General features: G+C 31.6%; 12 protein-coding genes. All 12 read left to right on the top strand.

Annotated elements, in window-relative coordinates:
• The 12 genes from leuC to JFY71_RS01550 all read left to right on the top strand — a co-directional run bounded on the left by leuC (position 1) and on the right by JFY71_RS01550 (position 17,765).
• On the top strand, positions 1-1,260 hold the full coding sequence (gene leuC / locus JFY71_RS01615) for a 3-isopropylmalate dehydratase large subunit (RefSeq protein ID WP_243661307.1): 1,260 nt from the start codon (positions 1-3) through the stop codon (positions 1,258-1,260).
• 9 nt (positions 1,261-1,269) lie between these two features.
• Positions 1,270-1,758, top strand: coding sequence for a 3-isopropylmalate dehydratase small subunit (gene leuD, locus JFY71_RS01610; RefSeq protein WP_243661306.1), 489 nt, complete (start codon positions 1,270-1,272; stop codon positions 1,756-1,758).
• Positions 1,751-2,821, top strand: a complete 1,071-nt coding sequence (gene leuB, locus JFY71_RS01605) for a 3-isopropylmalate dehydrogenase (protein WP_243661305.1) — start codon at positions 1,751-1,753, stop codon at positions 2,819-2,821. The genes leuD and leuB overlap by 8 nt, the downstream gene beginning before the upstream one ends.
• A complete protein-coding gene (locus JFY71_RS01600) occupies positions 2,821-3,612 on the top strand; it encodes an ABC transporter ATP-binding protein (protein WP_243661304.1) in 792 nt (263 codons plus the stop codon). Before leuB ends, JFY71_RS01600 begins: the two co-directional genes overlap by 1 nt.
• Before the next feature lie 230 nt (positions 3,613-3,842).
• Positions 3,843-7,475, top strand: coding sequence for a cell wall-binding repeat-containing protein (locus JFY71_RS11985; RefSeq protein WP_263457744.1), 3,633 nt, complete (start codon positions 3,843-3,845; stop codon positions 7,473-7,475).
• Positions 7,476-7,701: 226 nt separating this feature from the next.
• Positions 7,702-9,783 carry an InlB B-repeat-containing protein gene (locus JFY71_RS01585; RefSeq protein WP_263457743.1) on the top strand — a complete coding sequence of 694 codons (2,082 nt, stop codon included), beginning with the start codon at positions 7,702-7,704 and terminating at the stop codon, positions 9,781-9,783.
• 859 nt (positions 9,784-10,642) lie between these two features.
• Positions 10,643-11,539: a YitT family protein gene (locus JFY71_RS01575; protein WP_243661303.1), complete on the top strand. Its 897-nt coding sequence runs from the start codon at positions 10,643-10,645 to the stop codon at positions 11,537-11,539.
• 491 nt (positions 11,540-12,030) lie between these two features.
• Complete coding sequence (gene abc-f / locus JFY71_RS01570; RefSeq protein ID WP_243661302.1) at positions 12,031-13,521, top strand: ribosomal protection-like ABC-F family protein; 1,491 nt, start codon at positions 12,031-12,033, stop codon at positions 13,519-13,521.
• Between the two features lie 80 nt (positions 13,522-13,601).
• Positions 13,602-14,420, top strand: a complete 819-nt coding sequence (locus JFY71_RS01565; RefSeq protein ID WP_243661301.1) for a MerR family transcriptional regulator — start codon at positions 13,602-13,604, stop codon at positions 14,418-14,420.
• The gene (locus JFY71_RS01560) at positions 14,404-15,048 is read left to right on the top strand and encodes a GyrI-like domain-containing protein (RefSeq protein WP_243661300.1); all 645 of its coding nucleotides are present in this window, start codon (positions 14,404-14,406) and stop codon (positions 15,046-15,048) included. Before JFY71_RS01565 ends, JFY71_RS01560 begins: the two co-directional genes overlap by 17 nt.
• Before the next feature lie 146 nt (positions 15,049-15,194).
• The gene (locus tag JFY71_RS01555) at positions 15,195-15,587 is read left to right on the top strand and encodes a secondary thiamine-phosphate synthase enzyme YjbQ (protein ID WP_243661299.1); all 393 of its coding nucleotides are present in this window, start codon (positions 15,195-15,197) and stop codon (positions 15,585-15,587) included.
• 66 nt (positions 15,588-15,653) lie between these two features.
• Positions 15,654-17,765: a PTS sugar transporter subunit IIABC gene (locus JFY71_RS01550; RefSeq protein ID WP_243661298.1), complete on the top strand. Its 2,112-nt coding sequence runs from the start codon at positions 15,654-15,656 to the stop codon at positions 17,763-17,765.
• Positions 17,766-17,783 lie beyond the last annotated feature (18 nt).

The following is a 17,783-nucleotide window of genomic DNA, read 5'->3' as shown; positions in this document are numbered from 1 at the left end:
ATGGGAATGACAATGACACAAAAAATTCTAGCAAAACATGCAGGATTGGAGTCAGTTAAAAAAGATCAATTTATAATGGCGAAATTGGATATGGTACTTGGTAATGACATTACAACACCGGTAGCAATAAATGAATTTCATAAAATGACAGATGGTGGAGTTTTTGATAAAGAAAAAATAGCTATAGTTTTAGACCATTTTGTACCTGCTAAAGATATAAAATCAGCAACTCAAGCTAAAAAATGTAAAGAATTTGCCAGAGAATACGGAGTAAAAAACTTTTTTGAAGTTGGACGTTCCGGAATAGAACATGCCTTACTACCGGAAAAGGGTTTAGTTAAGGCCGGTGATGTAATAATTGGTGCAGACTCTCATACCTGTACCTATGGTGCATTAGGAGCTTTTTCTACAGGAGTAGGTTCTACAGATATGGCTGCAGGAATGGCAACAGGAGAAGCTTGGTTTAAAGTTCCGGGGGCAATTAAATTTAATTTAACAGGGAAATTAAACCAATATGTAACAGGAAAGGATTTAATTCTTCATATAATAGGAATGATTGGTGTTGATGGAGCAAGATATAAATCCATGGAGTTTATGGGTGAAGGTGCTTCAACAATAGAAATGGATGACAGATTTTCAATTTGTAATATGGCAATAGAGGCTGGGGCAAAAAACGGAACTTTTCCGGTTGACGATAAAACAAGACAATATATGAAAGAACATGGAGTAAGTAGTTGGGAAGAGTTTTATGCTGATGACGATGCAGAATATGAAAAAGTATATAATATAGATTTATCTGAAGTAAAAATGACAGTTGCTTTTCCACATTTACCTGAAAATGCAAGAACAATAGATGAAGTTGGTAATATTGAAATACAACAGGTAGTAATTGGCTCTTGTACAAATGGTAGAATTAAAGATATGAGAGAGGCGGCAGAAATATTAAAGGGAAAAACCATTGCTGAAGATTTAAGATGTATTATAATTCCGGCAACACAGGAAATCTATAAACAATGTGTTCAAGAAGGATTAGCAGAGATTTTTATAGATGCAGGATGTGTCTTTAGTACACCGACTTGTGGACCTTGTTTAGGTGGATATATGGGAATATTAGCCGATGGTGAAAGATGTGTATCTACTACAAATAGAAACTTTGTAGGAAGAATGGGACATACGGGTTCAGAAGTATATTTAGCTAGTCCTGTTATTGCAGCATATTCAGCAATTGCAGGGAAAATAGCAGGACCGGAAAGTAATTAGGAGGAAAAAATGGGAAGAGTTTTTAAATATGGTGACAATATAGATACAGATGTTATAATTCCAGCTCGTTATTTAAATACGCAAGATCCAAAAGAACTGGCGAAGTTCTGTATGATAGATATAGATGAGAATTTTAATAAGGAAGTAAAAGAAGGGGATTTTATAGTAGCAGGAGATAATTTTGGCTGTGGTTCTTCAAGAGAACATGCACCAATAGCCATAAAGGCCAGTGGAGTAAAAGCGGTAATTGCAAAAAATTATGCAAGAATCTTCTACAGAAATTCTTTTAATATAGGAATGCCTATTTTAGAGTCAGAAGAAGCAGTGGAAAAAATAGACAATGGTGATGACATTGATGTTGATTTTAAAACAGGCATTATAACAAACAATACTAAAAACGAAAAATATCAATCTCAAATAATTCCTGCCTTTATGGAAAAAATAATTGCAGCAGATGGACTTGTAAACTATGTTAGACAGGGAGGTCAAAATGAATAAGACAATTGCAGTTACAAAAGGCGATGGAATAGGTGTTGAAATTGTAGATGAAGCTTTAAAAGTTTTAGATAGAGTTGCAGAAAAATTCGGCCATAAATTTGAATATAAGTATGCCTTAATAGGTGGAGCAGCCTATGACAAATACCATACTCCATTGCCGGAGGAAACCTTGGAAATATGTAAATCATCAGATGCGGTTTTTCTAGGAGCAGTTGGTGGCGATAAATGGGATAGTGTAGAACCGGATTTAAGACCAGAAAAGGGATTGCTAGCTTTAAGAAAGGGACTTGGTCTCTACGCTAATCTTAGACCAGCAACAATATATGAAGCATTAAAATCCGCATCACCATTAAAGGATTATATAGTAGAAAAGGGCGTAGATATTTTAGTAGTAAGGGAACTTATTGGTGGAATATATTTCGGAGATAGAAAAACATATGTTGAAGATGGAGTAAGAACTGCCTATGATGTTGAAAAATATAATGAAAATGAAATAAAGAGAATATCTAAAATGGCATTTGACTCTGCCATGAAAAGAAGAAAAAAAGTTACCTTAGTAGACAAAGCAAATGTACTTGACTCCAGTAAGTTGTGGAGAGAAGTCGTAAAGGAAATGTCAAAGGATTACCCTGAAGTCGAACTTGACTTTATGTATGTAGATAATGCTTCAATGCAACTTATAAAAAATCCGTCTCAATTTGATGTAATACTTACAAATAATATTTTTGGAGATATTCTATCTGATGAGTCCAGTCAAATTACAGGTTCAATAGGAATGCTTCCATCTGCTAGTATAAGCGAAATAGGTATTCATATGTATGAGCCAATACATGGTTCCGCTCCAGACATTGCAGGGCAGGACATTGCTAATCCGCTAGCTACAATACTTTCAGCTGCTATGATGTTAAGATATTCTTTTGATTTAGAAGAGGAGGCTGTAGCTATAGAAAATGCAGTTGAAAAAGTATTGGAAGAAGGAATAAGAACTATAGACATAAAAGAACCTAAGGGAGAATATGTTAAATGTTCAGAAATAGGTACAGCAGTAGCAGAAAGGATATAATGGAAAAAAGAGAAGTACTGGCTTTTGATAATATTACATTTAGAAGGGATGGAAGGGAAATACTAAGGGGAGTAGACTGGACTATAAACGAAGGAGAGAAATGGGTCTTACTTGGACTTAATGGCTCAGGTAAATCTACCTTACTTGGAATGGTTCCGGTATTTACCCACCCAACATCAGGAGAACTAAGGGTGTTTAAAAAAACATTTGGAAAATATCCTTGGGAAAAAATAAAGTCTAAAGTAGGCTTTGTATCTTCAACTATGTATAGTTTTTACAATACTTTAAATTACTACAGTCTAGAGGAAATAGTAATAAGTGGGAAATATAGTACCATAGGTATATACCAAGACTTAGAGACGGAAGACTATATCATAGCCAGGCAGTTAATAAAGGATTTTAATTTAGAGTATTTAAAGGATGGGACTTTTTTGAATCAATCACAAGGGGAGCAAAGAAGAACCTTAATAGCTAGAGCATTTATGAATAATCCGGAACTAATGATTCTCGATGAACCTTGTGCTAGTTTGGACTTGAAATCTAGAGAATATTTGTTAAAAACATTAAACGATAAATATGAAAAGACCAACAAACCCTTAGTCTATGTAACTCATAGTATAGAAGAAATATTTCCGGCTATTAGCCATGTTGCAATAATGGAAAGTGGGAAAATAATATATAAAGGCAGGAAAGAAGAAATAATTTCAGAGGATATTCTTTCAGAAGTTTACAATTGTAAAATAAAATTAAATTGGGAAAACAACAGACCTTGGTCAAGAATTATTTGGTAATGTATATATAATTTCTAATTTACAATATAACAGTAATAACTTATAATAAAGCTATAAATATTTATCTTTTTAAATATATTATATGTTTGTTATAAGTTATTTTTAATTTTACAAATCGTACAATATTTGTAGGAATTAAATTTAAATGTATTTATCTTAAGAAAGAATAAAACTATTTTAGGAGGGGGTAGTTATTTTTTAAAATGTCGAAAAGTCAAGGAGGACGAGTTTTGTTAGAAGCAATAAAAAATAAAAATAAAATCATTTTTTTGCTTAGTATTATATTAATAATGATATTTACAAATATATCCTTTGCAGAAAGCAAAGAAGTAGGTACTGTAGAAGAATTACAGACTGCAGTAGCAGAAGCAAATAATGGAGATATTATAAAACTAGCTGATAATTTTGAACAAGGCAATGTAGTTTTAGAAATGCCTGATGTCGTAGTAACTGTAGATTGTGGAAATATAATTTGGACAGAAGGAAATATTATAATCAAGGGTGATGGTACCGGAAGTTTAACTATTAAAGATTTAAGGGTAGACGGTACTAATATAGAAGTTGCATATAATCATAAATTAATAATGAATCAGTCGGAAAATGGTAAATTAATACTGGAAAATGTAGAAATATATAATTCCACAGTAGGAGCAATCAATGTAAATACAGGACCTGATGCACATACGGAACTTAACAGGGTTTATATTCATGACAATACAGCAAGAAATACAGCACCGGCTATATTTGTAGGAGCTGGAGAGACCAAGTCGGACTCCCATTTAACCATAAACAATTCTACAATAGAAAACAATATCGGAACCGGTGATAACTATGAATGTGGAGCCCTAAGTGGGAAAAACTATACGGGCAATATTACTATAAATAATACCATTTTTAGAAATAATATTAATAAATGTGATAATACAAGTATTTATGGTGGCGGTGGAGGTGCTATAGCACTGCACTATTTTTATGGGAAGGTAGAAATAAACGAATCTGTCTTTGATAAAAATCAAAGTAATGGAGAAGGTAAGAAGGTAAGAAGTACCTATGACGGTGGTGCCATATATGTATTAGACGGGCGAAATGGTGCTGAATTTAATATTAATAAATCTACATTTTCAAATAATATTGCCTATGATGATGGTGGAGCCATTATGTTTCAAGGTACTTTTAATCCCGGTTTTATTACAAATATAAAAAACTCTACCTTTGTTAACAACAAGGCCTACGGCTTAGATGGGGCAGGTTATTCAGGAGGAGCTATTCAATATTTTAAAAATGGTGGTTCTTCACAAATGATAAATAAAATTCATAGTACAACTTTTGTCGCAAATCAAAGTGGAAATGAAAACTCCACTACGGAGCAAAGAGGAGGAGCTATTGCGCTACATGGAGCAGGGCTTTTTCCAACACCTTCAGTTTCAAGATACAATTCCTTATTTATAGGAAACAGGGTTTATAATAATGGTGTACCAGATGAAACATCTAACTATAAGGACATATCCAATAATCAGTTGAAAGTAGCCGGTGGAGTAAATGTTGTCAATGTAGATAAGGGAGATCCGGGAGATACACCGAATTATACTGTAAAGGATATCTTAGGAGTAAGTGAAGCTGTACTACAGGATAATCTATCTAAAATTACAGCAGGATTTAATGATGAGATTATACAGACAATTCCAATAAAGCCGGAAAGTATTGCAGATAATACCTATACTGGAACGGAAAAAGTTCCTGAAAAAGACCAAAGAAATTTTAATAGATATAAGGATCAAGGGGCAGTGGAAATGTCCTGGATTAAATATGATGCTAATGGTGGTGAATTTTCTCTACCTGACTTAAAAGAATATGACGGAAGTATTTATTATGAAAAGGATAAGGTCTTAGATGAATCCGGTAATGAAATAGAAAAAAGTATTACAAAATATTATACAATTGGAACTGTATCAGAACCTATTACCAATATAATAGACGGACAAGAAACATTAAAAGCAAATAGGGAAGGTTATAAGTTTTTAGGTTGGTCTACAAAGGCAGACGCAGTAGAAGCTGACTCGGATTATGAAGTTGGTAAAGAAATATACTATGTAGAGGATAATTTTACCTTATATGCCGTATGGGAAGAAAAACATAGAGTTAGCTATGATGGAAATGGAAACACCGGAGGAGTTGTTCCAGTAGATGAAGAAAAATATGAAAAGGGAAGTAAGGTAACCTTAAAAGGAAATGAAGGGAACCTAGAAAAGACTGGTTATACATTTGCAGGTTGGTCCTTGGAAACAGACAATGACGAAAGTAAGGTAATCACTGAGATAGAAAGTATAAATGAAAATACAACAGTCTATGCCGTATGGAAAGAGGTTCCAAAATATAGAGTTAGCTATAATGGAAATGGAAACACCGGAGGAGTTGTTCCAGTAGATGAAGAAAAATATGAAAAGGGAAGTAAGGTAACCTTAAAAGGAAATGAAGGGAACCTAGAAAAGACCGGCTATACATTTGCAGGTTGGTCCTTGGAAACAGACAATGACGAAAGTAAGGTAATCACAGAAATTACGTCCATAGAAGAAGATACAAGAGTCTATGCTGTATGGAAGCTCGATACTTCAGGCCCGGGACTAGTATATGTAAGCTTTGAACCAAAGGGTGGAGTATTTGATGATGATACAATGAAGACAAAGGTTGTTGAAGTAAAAAAAGGTGATGTAGTTGTCGAAGAAAATATTTCAAAAGAAGGATATATTTTTAAAGGTTGGTATTTAGAAGATGGAACAAAATATGATTTTGAATTGAAAGTTACAGAAAATTTAAAATTACTTGCAAAATGGGAGGAGGATTCAACAGATACAACGAATCCAAGTGAACCAACAAATCCTACAAACCCAACAAACCCTACAGAACCAACGAAACCAACGGTTCCAACAGAGCCAAGTGAACCGGGAAATCCAAGTAAGCCAGAAAAACCAGCAAATACAATAAAAGAAATAACCCTAATAGGTGGAAGAGATACTTTAACTGAAAACATAGAAAACCAATTGAAGAAATTTAAATTAAATAGAATTTATGGAAAAGATCGTTATGAAACATCGGTAAAAGTATCTGAAACATATAGTAAATCCAAGTTGGTATTACTGGCAAGTGGAGAAAAATATACAGATGAATTAACGGCAACAGTACTTGCAAATAAATTAGATGCGCCAATAATGTTAACAAGAAAAGATGCTATTCCGGCAGAAGTAAAAGCAGAAATAAATAGACTTGGGGCAAGTAAAGTAATACTAGTAGGTGGAAGAGATTCTATATCTGAAAAAGTAGAAAAAGAATTATCTAGCTACACCATAGAAAGAATTGGTGGACCGGACAGATATGATACAGCAATACTAGTAGGAAAGCAAGTAAGAGGATTAACCGGTAAAAAGTCAGAGGCAATATTAGTTGACGGAAGCAACTTCCCAGATGCTATAGCAATGACATCTATGGCTGTAGAAGAAAACATGCCAATACTGTTAACAAAACCAACGGAGTTACCGGCAAGTACAGCAAAAACAATAAAAGACTGGAAGCTAAGTAAGGTTACTATAGGTGGTGGAGTTAATTCAGTGTCAGATATGGTAGCAAATGAAGTTAAGAAATTTGCAGCAGTAGATAGAATAGCTGGTGCTGACAGATATGAAACATCAGTATTGGTGGCAGAACAGGTATATGTAAAACCAAAACATACCGTAATAGCAAGTGGAGAAGTATTCCCAGATGCAATAGTTGGAGCACCATATGCAGCAAAGAACGGTTATCCAATAGTATTGTCTAGAGGAAACAATGTTCCGGAAGTAGTTGTGGACTATTTACTGGGAAATAAATAAATAGATTTTTAAAAACGGTTCAAGTTAATACTTGGCCGTTTTTTTGTTATATTTTGATGAATTATATTTTTAATAAATAATATATAACAATATAAAAATAAAATAAATATAATATTAATAATTACTTTGATATTATATAGATTATTTGGTAAAATATACTTATTCTTTTTAATTATATATAATATATAATTAAAAAATAAAATAAAATAAAAGAAAAGGAGAATATATGAACAAAATAAAAAGAGCATTAAGTATGTTGTTAATATTTACGTTTATGTTTAATGTTTTACCGGTTAAAACAACTATGGCAGAAAGTAAAAATATAGCAACATATGAAGAAGATAGTGGGAAAACCCAAGATTTACCTTCAAAACAAACTAAAGAAGTTGATTTTAATAAGTCTGTATCAAAATCAACAGTAAATCCAATTGATACGGTTCAACAGAAAAAAATCCAATCTGAAGAAACTAGAGAAACTGATTCTACAGATAGTATTGAAAAAGCAACAAAAACTGCAAAGAAAGGTGAAAAGACACAAAATTACAACCTTGATGAATTGGATAAGACAAAAGATGCTATAAAAACTCAACAGGAAGAAGCCAAAGCTGAAAGACTTACAGTAACCTACAAAGTAAACGGTGGAGACACTTCTGATACATCTTCCACAGTAAATAAAGGTGAAAAAACACCAGGTTATGAATACATGGGACTTGATGGAGTAAAGTTAACAGAGCCAACAAGAAAAGGCTATGTATTTACAGGTTGGGATCCAAAAGTATCAAAAACCGTAACAGAAAATGCAGTATATACGGCTCAGTGGGAAAAGGCAGTGCAAAAATATACAGTAACCTACAAAGTAAACGGTGGAGACACTAATGATACATCTTTCACAGTAAACAAAGGAGAAAAAACACCAGGTTATGAATACATGGGACTTGATGGAGTAAAAGTAACAGAGCCAACAAGAAAAGGCTATGTATTTACAGGTTGGGATCCAAAAGTATCAGAAACTGTAATAGAAAATGCAGTATACACAGCCCTATGGAAAATTCCAGAAGAGGTTACAGTAGTCTACAAAGTAAACGGTGGAGACACTCTTGATACATCTTTAACAGTCTTAGAAGGAGAAAAGACACCAGGTTACGAATATATAGGATCTGATGGAGTAAAAGTAACAGAGCCAACAAGAAAAGGCTATGTATTTACAGGTTGGGAGCCAAAAGTAGCAAAAACCGTACTAGGAAATACGGTATATACGGCTCAGTGGAGAGAAGCAGAAAAATACACAGTAACCTATAAAGTAAACGGTGGAGAGCCAATGGACGTTTCTTACACAGTAGAAGAAGGTAATGAAACACCAGGTTATGAATACATGGGGCTTGATGGAGTAAAAGTAACAGAGCCAACAAGAAAAGGCTATGTATTTACAGGTTGGGATCCAAAAGTATCAAAAACCGTAACAGAAAATGCGGTATATACGGCTCAGTGGGAAAAGGCAGTGCCAAAATATACAGTAACCTACAAAGTAAACGGTGGAGACACTAATGATACATCTTTCACAGTAAACAAAGGAGAAAAAACACCAGGTTATGAATACATGGGGCTTGATGGAGTAAAAGTAACAGAGCCAACAAGAAAAGGCTATGTATTTACAGGTTGGGATCCAAAAGTATCAAAAACCGTAACAGAAAATGCAGTATATACGGCTCAGTGGAAAAAGGCAGTACCAAAATATACAGTAACCTATAAAGTAAATGGTGGAGAGCAAATGGACGTTTCTTTCACAGTAAACAAAGGTGATAAAACACCAGGTTATGAATACATGGGACTTGATGGAGTAAAAGTAACAGAGCCAACAAGAGAAGGCTATAAATTTGATGGTTGGGATCCAAAAGTAGCAAAAACCGTAACAGAAAATGCAGTATATACGGCTCAATGGGTAATGGACACTGAAATTGTAGATCCAAGTACACCAACAGACCCTGTTAAACCAACAGACCCTGTTAAACCAACAGACCCTGTTAAACCAACAGATCCTGTTAAACCAACAGACCCTGTTAAACCAACAGATCCTGTTAAACCAACAGATCCTGTTAAACCAACAGACCCTGTTAAACCAACAGACCCTGTTAAACCAACAGATCCTGTTAAACCAACAGATCCTGTTAAACCAACAGACCCTGTTAAGTCGGCGAATCCAAGTAAAAAACTACCTAAAACAGGTATTGTAGGAACTTTAGGAATTTCTCTAGTAGGATTAGGTTTAGTAGTTGGTGGTTTATATCAATTTAAGAAAAAAGATGATTAGTTAATAGTATATATTTTAAATATATAAGAAATAATATTTAAATATATTAAATTAACAAACTATTTTATCAGGCAGTTATAACTGCCTGATATTTTTTTGCTATGATGGCATGTTCTAATTCTGGATGTAATTCCTTAAAGAACATAGTTGACGACAAATCTGATAGCGACTTGCAAGTTTTATATGGTGACGTATAGTATAAAGGAAGTAATAGTGAAATCGTAGCTTGATGAACAGGAACAGAATATAAGGCACAAACAGTGGGCAAGTTAGCTAGAGATAGAAAAGTTCTAAAAAGCAACCGTAAACTTAAGGCGTAAATTCTGATATTAAACAATGAAAGTATTATGATTTGTTCTGTGAGTACTCATAGATGAACTAGTAGTATAAATGAATTGTGAGAAATCAGCGGAGGTCATAGTAACAACATAAGTTAGGAAGGTAGAACGATATTGACAGTAGTATTTGAAAGGTTATTCTATAGCTGGATAGAATATAGAGATTGGCGTATTCAATCTTCAAAGTTCGGATAAGAAAAGAATAGGGTGAGATAAGATATACAAATGTATAATACAGGAGCATATCGAACTGCTCAGTATCAAACGGTATACTGGTTTTCTGGTGTGAAAAGGGCTACTTGTTAACACTTATTCAATTTAAAATTAAGAAATAAATAAGAAGAAGATTATTATTTATAGATTTAAAGTTTAAAATTACTATAAATGTCCTTTAATTAATTTTAGTCTATTTCTGAATTTATTAAACTAAAACATAAATGAGTTGTTGTTTTTTTAACAGAATTATGTTAGCTTTATATTGAAAGGTAATATAAAATTAATATAATAAAAAGGGGATATGAATGAATAGTAAATCTGAAGAAGATGCATTTAGGATATCTAATTATCTAGGTAATAAAATGGAAATTTCAAAAAGAATGGGGGCTATTTTATTAGGAGATTTTATTTGTGCTTTTGCAATGACCTTTTTCTTTCAACAAAAAGGTTTACTAAGTGGTGGTTTAGGAGGTATAGGTTTATTATTAAAAATTTTGTACAATATACCTACAGGTATAACTATATTGGTATTAAATATTCCGTTAGTTATACTGGGATATATATTCTTAAATAAAATTTTTACAACCTATGCAATGATTTCAGCATTAGTATTGTCCGGTATATTACTAATATTTGAAAACTTTAAAAATCCATTTATTTTAGAAGATGCTTTTCTTGTTTCTGTAATAGGAGGAGCCATTAATGGAATAGGCATGGGAATTCTTTTTAGATATGGGGCTTGTCAAGGTGGATTAGATATATTGGCAGCTATATTTAAAAAAAAGCTCAATATGAATATTGGTAATGCTTTATTAGGTATGAATATGTTTATAGTCTTAATTGCTTCATATATATTTTCATTGGACAAGGGACTATATACAATAGTTTCCATGGTTGTAGGCTATACACTACTTGATAGAATTCAAATGGGTTTTGGAGAAAGAAAACAGATATTTATTATATCAAAGGAATATGACGGCATAACTGAAGATATAATAAAATATGTTCATAGGGGAGTAACTTACCTAGAAGGTGCAGGAGCTTATAGTGAAACAGGATATAAAATAATTTATACTGTAGTAGGTACAAGACAAATAGCAGCTTTAAAGCAAATAGTGGAAAAGCGTGACAAAAATGCATTTATGACTATTTCAGATACTTATGAAGTAAAAGGTAAAGGATTTACAACAGCCGAGATTTAGATTGTTGATTTAAAGTGGAAAATATGATAATATTAGTCTGATATAAAAATAAGAGGTGAAAGAATGATTTTAATTTCTTGCTAAAAATTTAATTTGGAAATAATAAAAAATAATAGTCTTAAGTTAATGTAATTATATGTATTAAATAAATAATTATATATTTTAGACCGTATTTATTATGACCATAGCAAGAAATCTCTTCATATTATATATTATGTAAACCATTAGACGAGGGATTTCCCTCGTCTTTTTTTAATGACCTAACAGCAATCTTTGATTGCGTAGTAGGTCAGCAGACTGTTGAATCCAAGTAAAACTTGGTCAACAGCTGACATGAGACCTGTAACAAAATCAAAGATTTTGACTAGGGCTTCAAGTTGCAGCGAAGTCCAAATCTGATTTAAATAGAATAATAATTACATAAAACATAAACTTGGAGGTGATAAAATGGAAACTTTATATTATTAACTAATTAATAGAAAGGAGAGTTAATGTCTATAATAGATATAAAAAATTTAGAATTTACGTATATTGGGGATATAAAACCTATATTTGAAAATATTAATCTACAATTAGATAGTAATTGGAAATTAGGGTTAATTGGTAGAAATGGTTATGGGAAATCTACATTTTTAAATATTTTACTAGGAAAATTAGACTATAGTGGAACTATTACAAGTAAGGTTCACTTTGAATATTTTCCATATAAAATAAAAAATGAAGATTATTTAACTGTTGATGTAGTTGAAGAAATAAAGGGAAATTATGAGCTGTGGAAATTAGAAAGAGAGCTAAATCTTTTAAAGGTGGATTTAGATATTTTATATAGGCCATTTAATACTTTAAGCGGCGGAGAACAAACTAAGGTATTAATTGCCTCTATGTTTATATCTGACAACAATTTTTTATTAATAGATGAGCCTACAAATAGTTTAGATATAAACGGAAGAAGGATTTTAGCTGAATATTTAAATAAAAAATCAGGGTTTATATTGGTTTCTCATGATAGAAACTTTTTAAACCATACAATAGATCATGTTCTTACAATAGAAAAGCAAAAAATAGTACTACAAAAAGGAAACTATGACACTTGGAAGGAAAATAAAGAAGCAGAAGATGAATTTAATAGAAATAAAAATGAAAAACTTAAAAAAGAAATAGATAGGTTGGAAAAATCATCAAGGGAGAAGGCCAACTGGTCCGATAAAGTAGAAGCTTCTAAAAATATGAGAAATTCAGGTTCAAAGGTAGACAAAGGTTATGTTGGTCACAAATCTGCAAAAATGATGCAAAGGTCAAAAAATCTTGAGCAACGATATAAAAAAACATTAGAGGAAAAAACAGGTTTATTAACAAATATAGAATTTGAAGATGATTTAGTATTGGAATCTGTACCCCATCATAGTAAAAATCTAATAGTGGCAGAAAATTATTCTATATCATTTAATAATAGAAAAATATTTGAACCTTTGGATTTTTCAATAGAAAATGGAGAGATTGTAACAATTACAGGAGAAAATGGAGCGGGTAAGAGTAGTTTTTTAAAATCCATAGTAGGTTTTAATATTAAAAGAAATGGAAGTTTAAAATTAGCAAGTAATTTAAAAATTTCCTATTTACCTCAAGAGTTTGATTGGATAAAAGGTTCCTTAGATGACTTTATAGAAAATAATAGTGTAGATAAGACAAAATTTCTAACACTACTTAGAAAAATGGGCTTTGATAGAGATACCTTTGACAAAGATATAGGCTCCTATAGTAGTGGACAGAAGAAAAAGGTTCTAATATCTAAAAGCATATGCGAAGAAGCTAATATTTATATTTGGGATGAACCTTTAAATTATTTGGATATAATAACAAGACTCCAAATAGAGAGAATGATTTTAAAATATAAACCTACAATTATTTTAGTAGAACATGATGAAGATTTTTTAAAAAATATTAATGCTAGAAATATAGAAATCAAAAAAATAAGGGATTAAAAAAGTAGAAGATATATTTTATCTTCTACTTTTTTGCTCTACTGTGTAGGGTATAGTCTATAATTGTAATAGGTGATGAAATGTATAAAATAAGTGAGTTTTCTAAAATTACGAATTTAACAATTAAGACCTTATATTATTATGATAAAGAGAAAATATTAGAGCCTTTTTCAAGAGATGAAAATGGTCATAGACTTTATAATGAAGATAATTTCAAACAGGCCAAACTTATAAAGACACTAAGGTATTTGGATTTTTCTATATCGGAAATGAAGGAAGTTGTAGCAAATTGTCAAAGTCAAGATGACTTATTTTATTATTTATTAGAAAAGAAGAAAAACATCTTGGATGATATTAAAAAGAAGGAGGGACTTATTGAATATATAGATTTATATTTAAATAAAGAAATAAACGAGGAAGAAAGGGAAGAACATTATTGTTTCAAACTGGTAGAAATAGAAGAAAAAATGGTATTGTCCTATAGATATAAAGGAAAATACAGTGATGTAGGAAAATACATAGATCAAATCCATAAAGTAGGAAAAGATAATATAACTGGAAACTCATTTTGTTTATATTATGATTATGGTTTTGAAGATGAGGCAGAAATAGAGGTTTGTATACCGGTATCTAAAAAAATAAAGACCTATAATAGTATTGAATTTAAGGTAATTCCATCAGTAAAGGGGGTTAAAACTAACCATATAGGTAGTTATGAATCAATTTACAGGGCTTATAAAAATATAATAGACTATTGTAATAAGAATAATTATATTATGAAAACACCAACTAGAGAAGTACATATTAAGGGACCAGGAAAAAATTTTAAAGGTAATCCAAAAAAATATATAACTGAAATAATAATACCAATAGGAGAAGAAGATGGAAAAGAAATTTGATTATAAAAAAGAATACAAGGATTTATATTTACCAAAGAAAAAACCTAGTTTAATAGATGTTCCGGAAATGATTTTCATAGCAGTAGATGGTAAAGGTAATCCAAATACATCACAAGAATATAAGGAGGCAATGGAAATTCTTTATGGCCTATCATATACAATAAAAATGAGCAAAAAGGACGGAACGAAACCAAAGGATTATTTTGATTATGTTGTGCCACCTCTTGAAGGTCTGTGGTGGTTTGATGATGAAAGCTATAAGGGAGGAACTATAGGAGATAAGAATGATTTTTTATGGACTTCATTAATTAGACAACCGGACTTTGTAACAGAGGAAGTTTTTATATGGGCTAAAGAAAAATTACAAAATAAAAAACCGGAACTTAATCTATCAAAGGCAAAATATTTAAAATGGAAAGAAGGACTGTGTGTACAAATAATGCATATTGGTTCCTATGACACTGAAATTGAATCAATTAATAAGATGAATAAATACATAGAACAAGAAGGTTTTGTTACCGATATTAACAATAATAGAAAACATCATGAAATTTATTTATCAGATCCTAGACGATGTAAAATTGAAAACTTAAAGACGGTAATACGTCATCCGGTTAAGAAAATATAAAATAGTAAAGAAGTTTTTTACAATTATTTTTATTTAAATTAAAGTCATAATGGGTAGAAATAAAGTATACTTATTTAATAATATATATTTTTGTTAAATTCTATATAATTATTTAATAAAAAATATTAAATGAAAGGATTTTTTATATGCTTTATAACTATTCATTACAAACGAAAAAGGAGTCATTTCATAATATTACTTCCTATGCACAAAAATCTGTTTCAATTAGTGAGGTAAAAAATGGCATTTGTCTTGTTTTTTGTCCACATACAACAGCAGGAATAACTATAAATGAAAATGCAGATCCGGATGTAGTAAAAGATATGCTGTTAGGTTTAGAAAAGGCTTATCCGGACAGAGAGGAATTTCGTCATTTTGAAGGAAATAGTTCTGCACATTTAAAGGCAACGTCGGTTGGATCCTCTGTTACAGTTATAATTGAAAATGGAAAATTATTACTAGGAACATGGCAAGGTATTTATTTTTGCGAATTTGATGGACCTAGAACTAGAAAATTTTATGTAAAAATATTATCGTAATAATAAAATATTTATTTAAATATGTTATTATATAAAAGGTAAATTTTTAGAAAAGGAAGGATGTTTATGAAAGACAAGATTTTTGAAGTCTTACAACGTGTAGGGCGAAGTTTTATGCTGCCCATAGCAATTTTACCGGTTGCAGGATTGTTATTAGGAGTGGGAGGCTCATTTACCAATGAAACTATGATTGCCTCCTATGGACTAGAATCAATTCTTGGAAGTGGTACTGTATTAAATTCACTACTTACTGTAATGAGTAAGGCAGGAAGTGTAATTTTTGACAATCTACCACTTATTTTTGCAGTAGGTGTAGCAATAGGAATGGCAAAAAAAGAAAAAGAAGTATCGGCTTTATCTGCTGTAATAGCTTTCTTTGTAATGCATACAGCAATTAACGCTATGTTGACTATTTCAGGTAAAGTATTGGCAGATGGTTCAATTGCTCCATCAGTTTTACCTGGAACAATAGCAGATGCAGTAGGAATACCTTCATTACAAATGGGAGTCTTTGGTGGTATTATTGTAGGGCTTGGAGTTGCAGCATTACATAATAAGTTCTACCGAATAGAACTACCTAGTGCCTTATCATTTTTTGGAGGTAGTAGATTTGTACCAATAATATCAACAGTAGTATATTTAGTAGTTGGAATATTAATGTTTTATTTATGGCCATTTATTCAAACGGGAATATATTCATTGGGAAAACTGGTTACAGGAACCGGATATATTGGAACATTAGCATTTGGAATAATTAAACGTGCCTTAATTCCATTTGGTTTACACCATGTATTTTATTTGCCTTTCTGGCAAACAGCTGTTGGTGGAACAATGGAAGTTGCAGGACAGTTAGTAGAAGGTGGACAAAGAATATTCTTTGCTCAATTAGCTGACCCGAATACAGTACATTTTAGTGCGGAAGCTACTAGATATTTTTCCGGTGAATTTATATTTATGATTTTCGGTTTACCGGGAGCAGCGCTAGCAATGTATAAATGTGCAAAACCTGAAAACAAAAAACAGGCTAAAGGATTACTTTTATCAGCATCACTAACAAGTATGTTTACAGGAATAACAGAACCATTAGAGTTTTCATTCCTTTTTGTTGCTCCTATGTTATTTGCTGTACAAGTAGTTTTAGCAGGAGCAGCATATATGATAGCACATATATTTAATATAGCTGTGGGACTAACATTTTCAGGAGGACTAATCGATTTATTCCTATTTGGAATACTTCAAGGTAATGGTAAAACAAATTGGTTAAGAATTATACCAATAGGAATTATTTACTTCATATTATATTATGTAATTTTTAAATTCTTAATATTAAAATTTAACTTAAAAACTCCAGGAAGAGGAGAAGAAAGTGAAGTAAAATTATATACTAAAAAAGATGTAAAAGAACAAAAGGAAAAAGGTACAGCAACAGCTAGTGACCAAATTATAGATATAACTGAAGGTTTAGGTGGCTCTAAAAATATTGACAGTGTAGATTCTTGTGCAACCCGTTTAAGAATTACTGTAAGTGATTCAGGTAAAGTAAATGAGGAACTCTTAAAACAAACAGGAGCTGCAGGTGTAATAGTAAAAGGTACAGGTGTTCAAGTCGTTTACGGACCAAAAGTATCATTAATAAAAACTGAATTGGAAGAATACTTAGAAAGTGGACAAGTTGTTAGTAATGAAAGAGCAGAGGAGAAAGAAGAAAAAGAACCTACTGTAGAAGTTTCTTCAGAAATAATAACAGCTCCAATAACAGGTGACTTAAAACCAATTACAGAAACACCGGATCCAACATTTTCAGAAAAATTAATGGGTGATGGAGTAGTAATATTTCCAGATAATGGAGAAATAGTAGCACCTTGTGATGGTACAATTAGCTTTGCATTTGAAACAAAACACGCAGTGGGATTAACATCAGATTCAGGAGTTGAAATATTAATTCATGCCGGAATAAATACAGTAGAATTAAATGGTGAAGGCTTTGAAATGTTTGTTAATAATGGCGATAAAGTTAAAAAAGGTCAAAAATTAATTACTTTTGACTTAGACTATGTTAATGAAAATGCAACTTCATCAGCTGTAGTAATGATATTTACAAATATTGATGGAGAAAAAATACATGTGGAAAATTATGGACATGTAAATATAAATGATAATATTTTAGAAATTAAATAATAACTATAAGGAGCAGAT

It is taken from the genome of Miniphocaeibacter halophilus (genome assembly GCF_016458825.1).
Taxonomy (GTDB): Bacteria; Bacillota; Clostridia; order Tissierellales; family Peptoniphilaceae; genus Miniphocaeibacter; species Miniphocaeibacter halophilus.
Note: the sequence above shows the minus strand (reverse complement) of the source record. Positions and strands in the feature narration are given on the sequence as shown.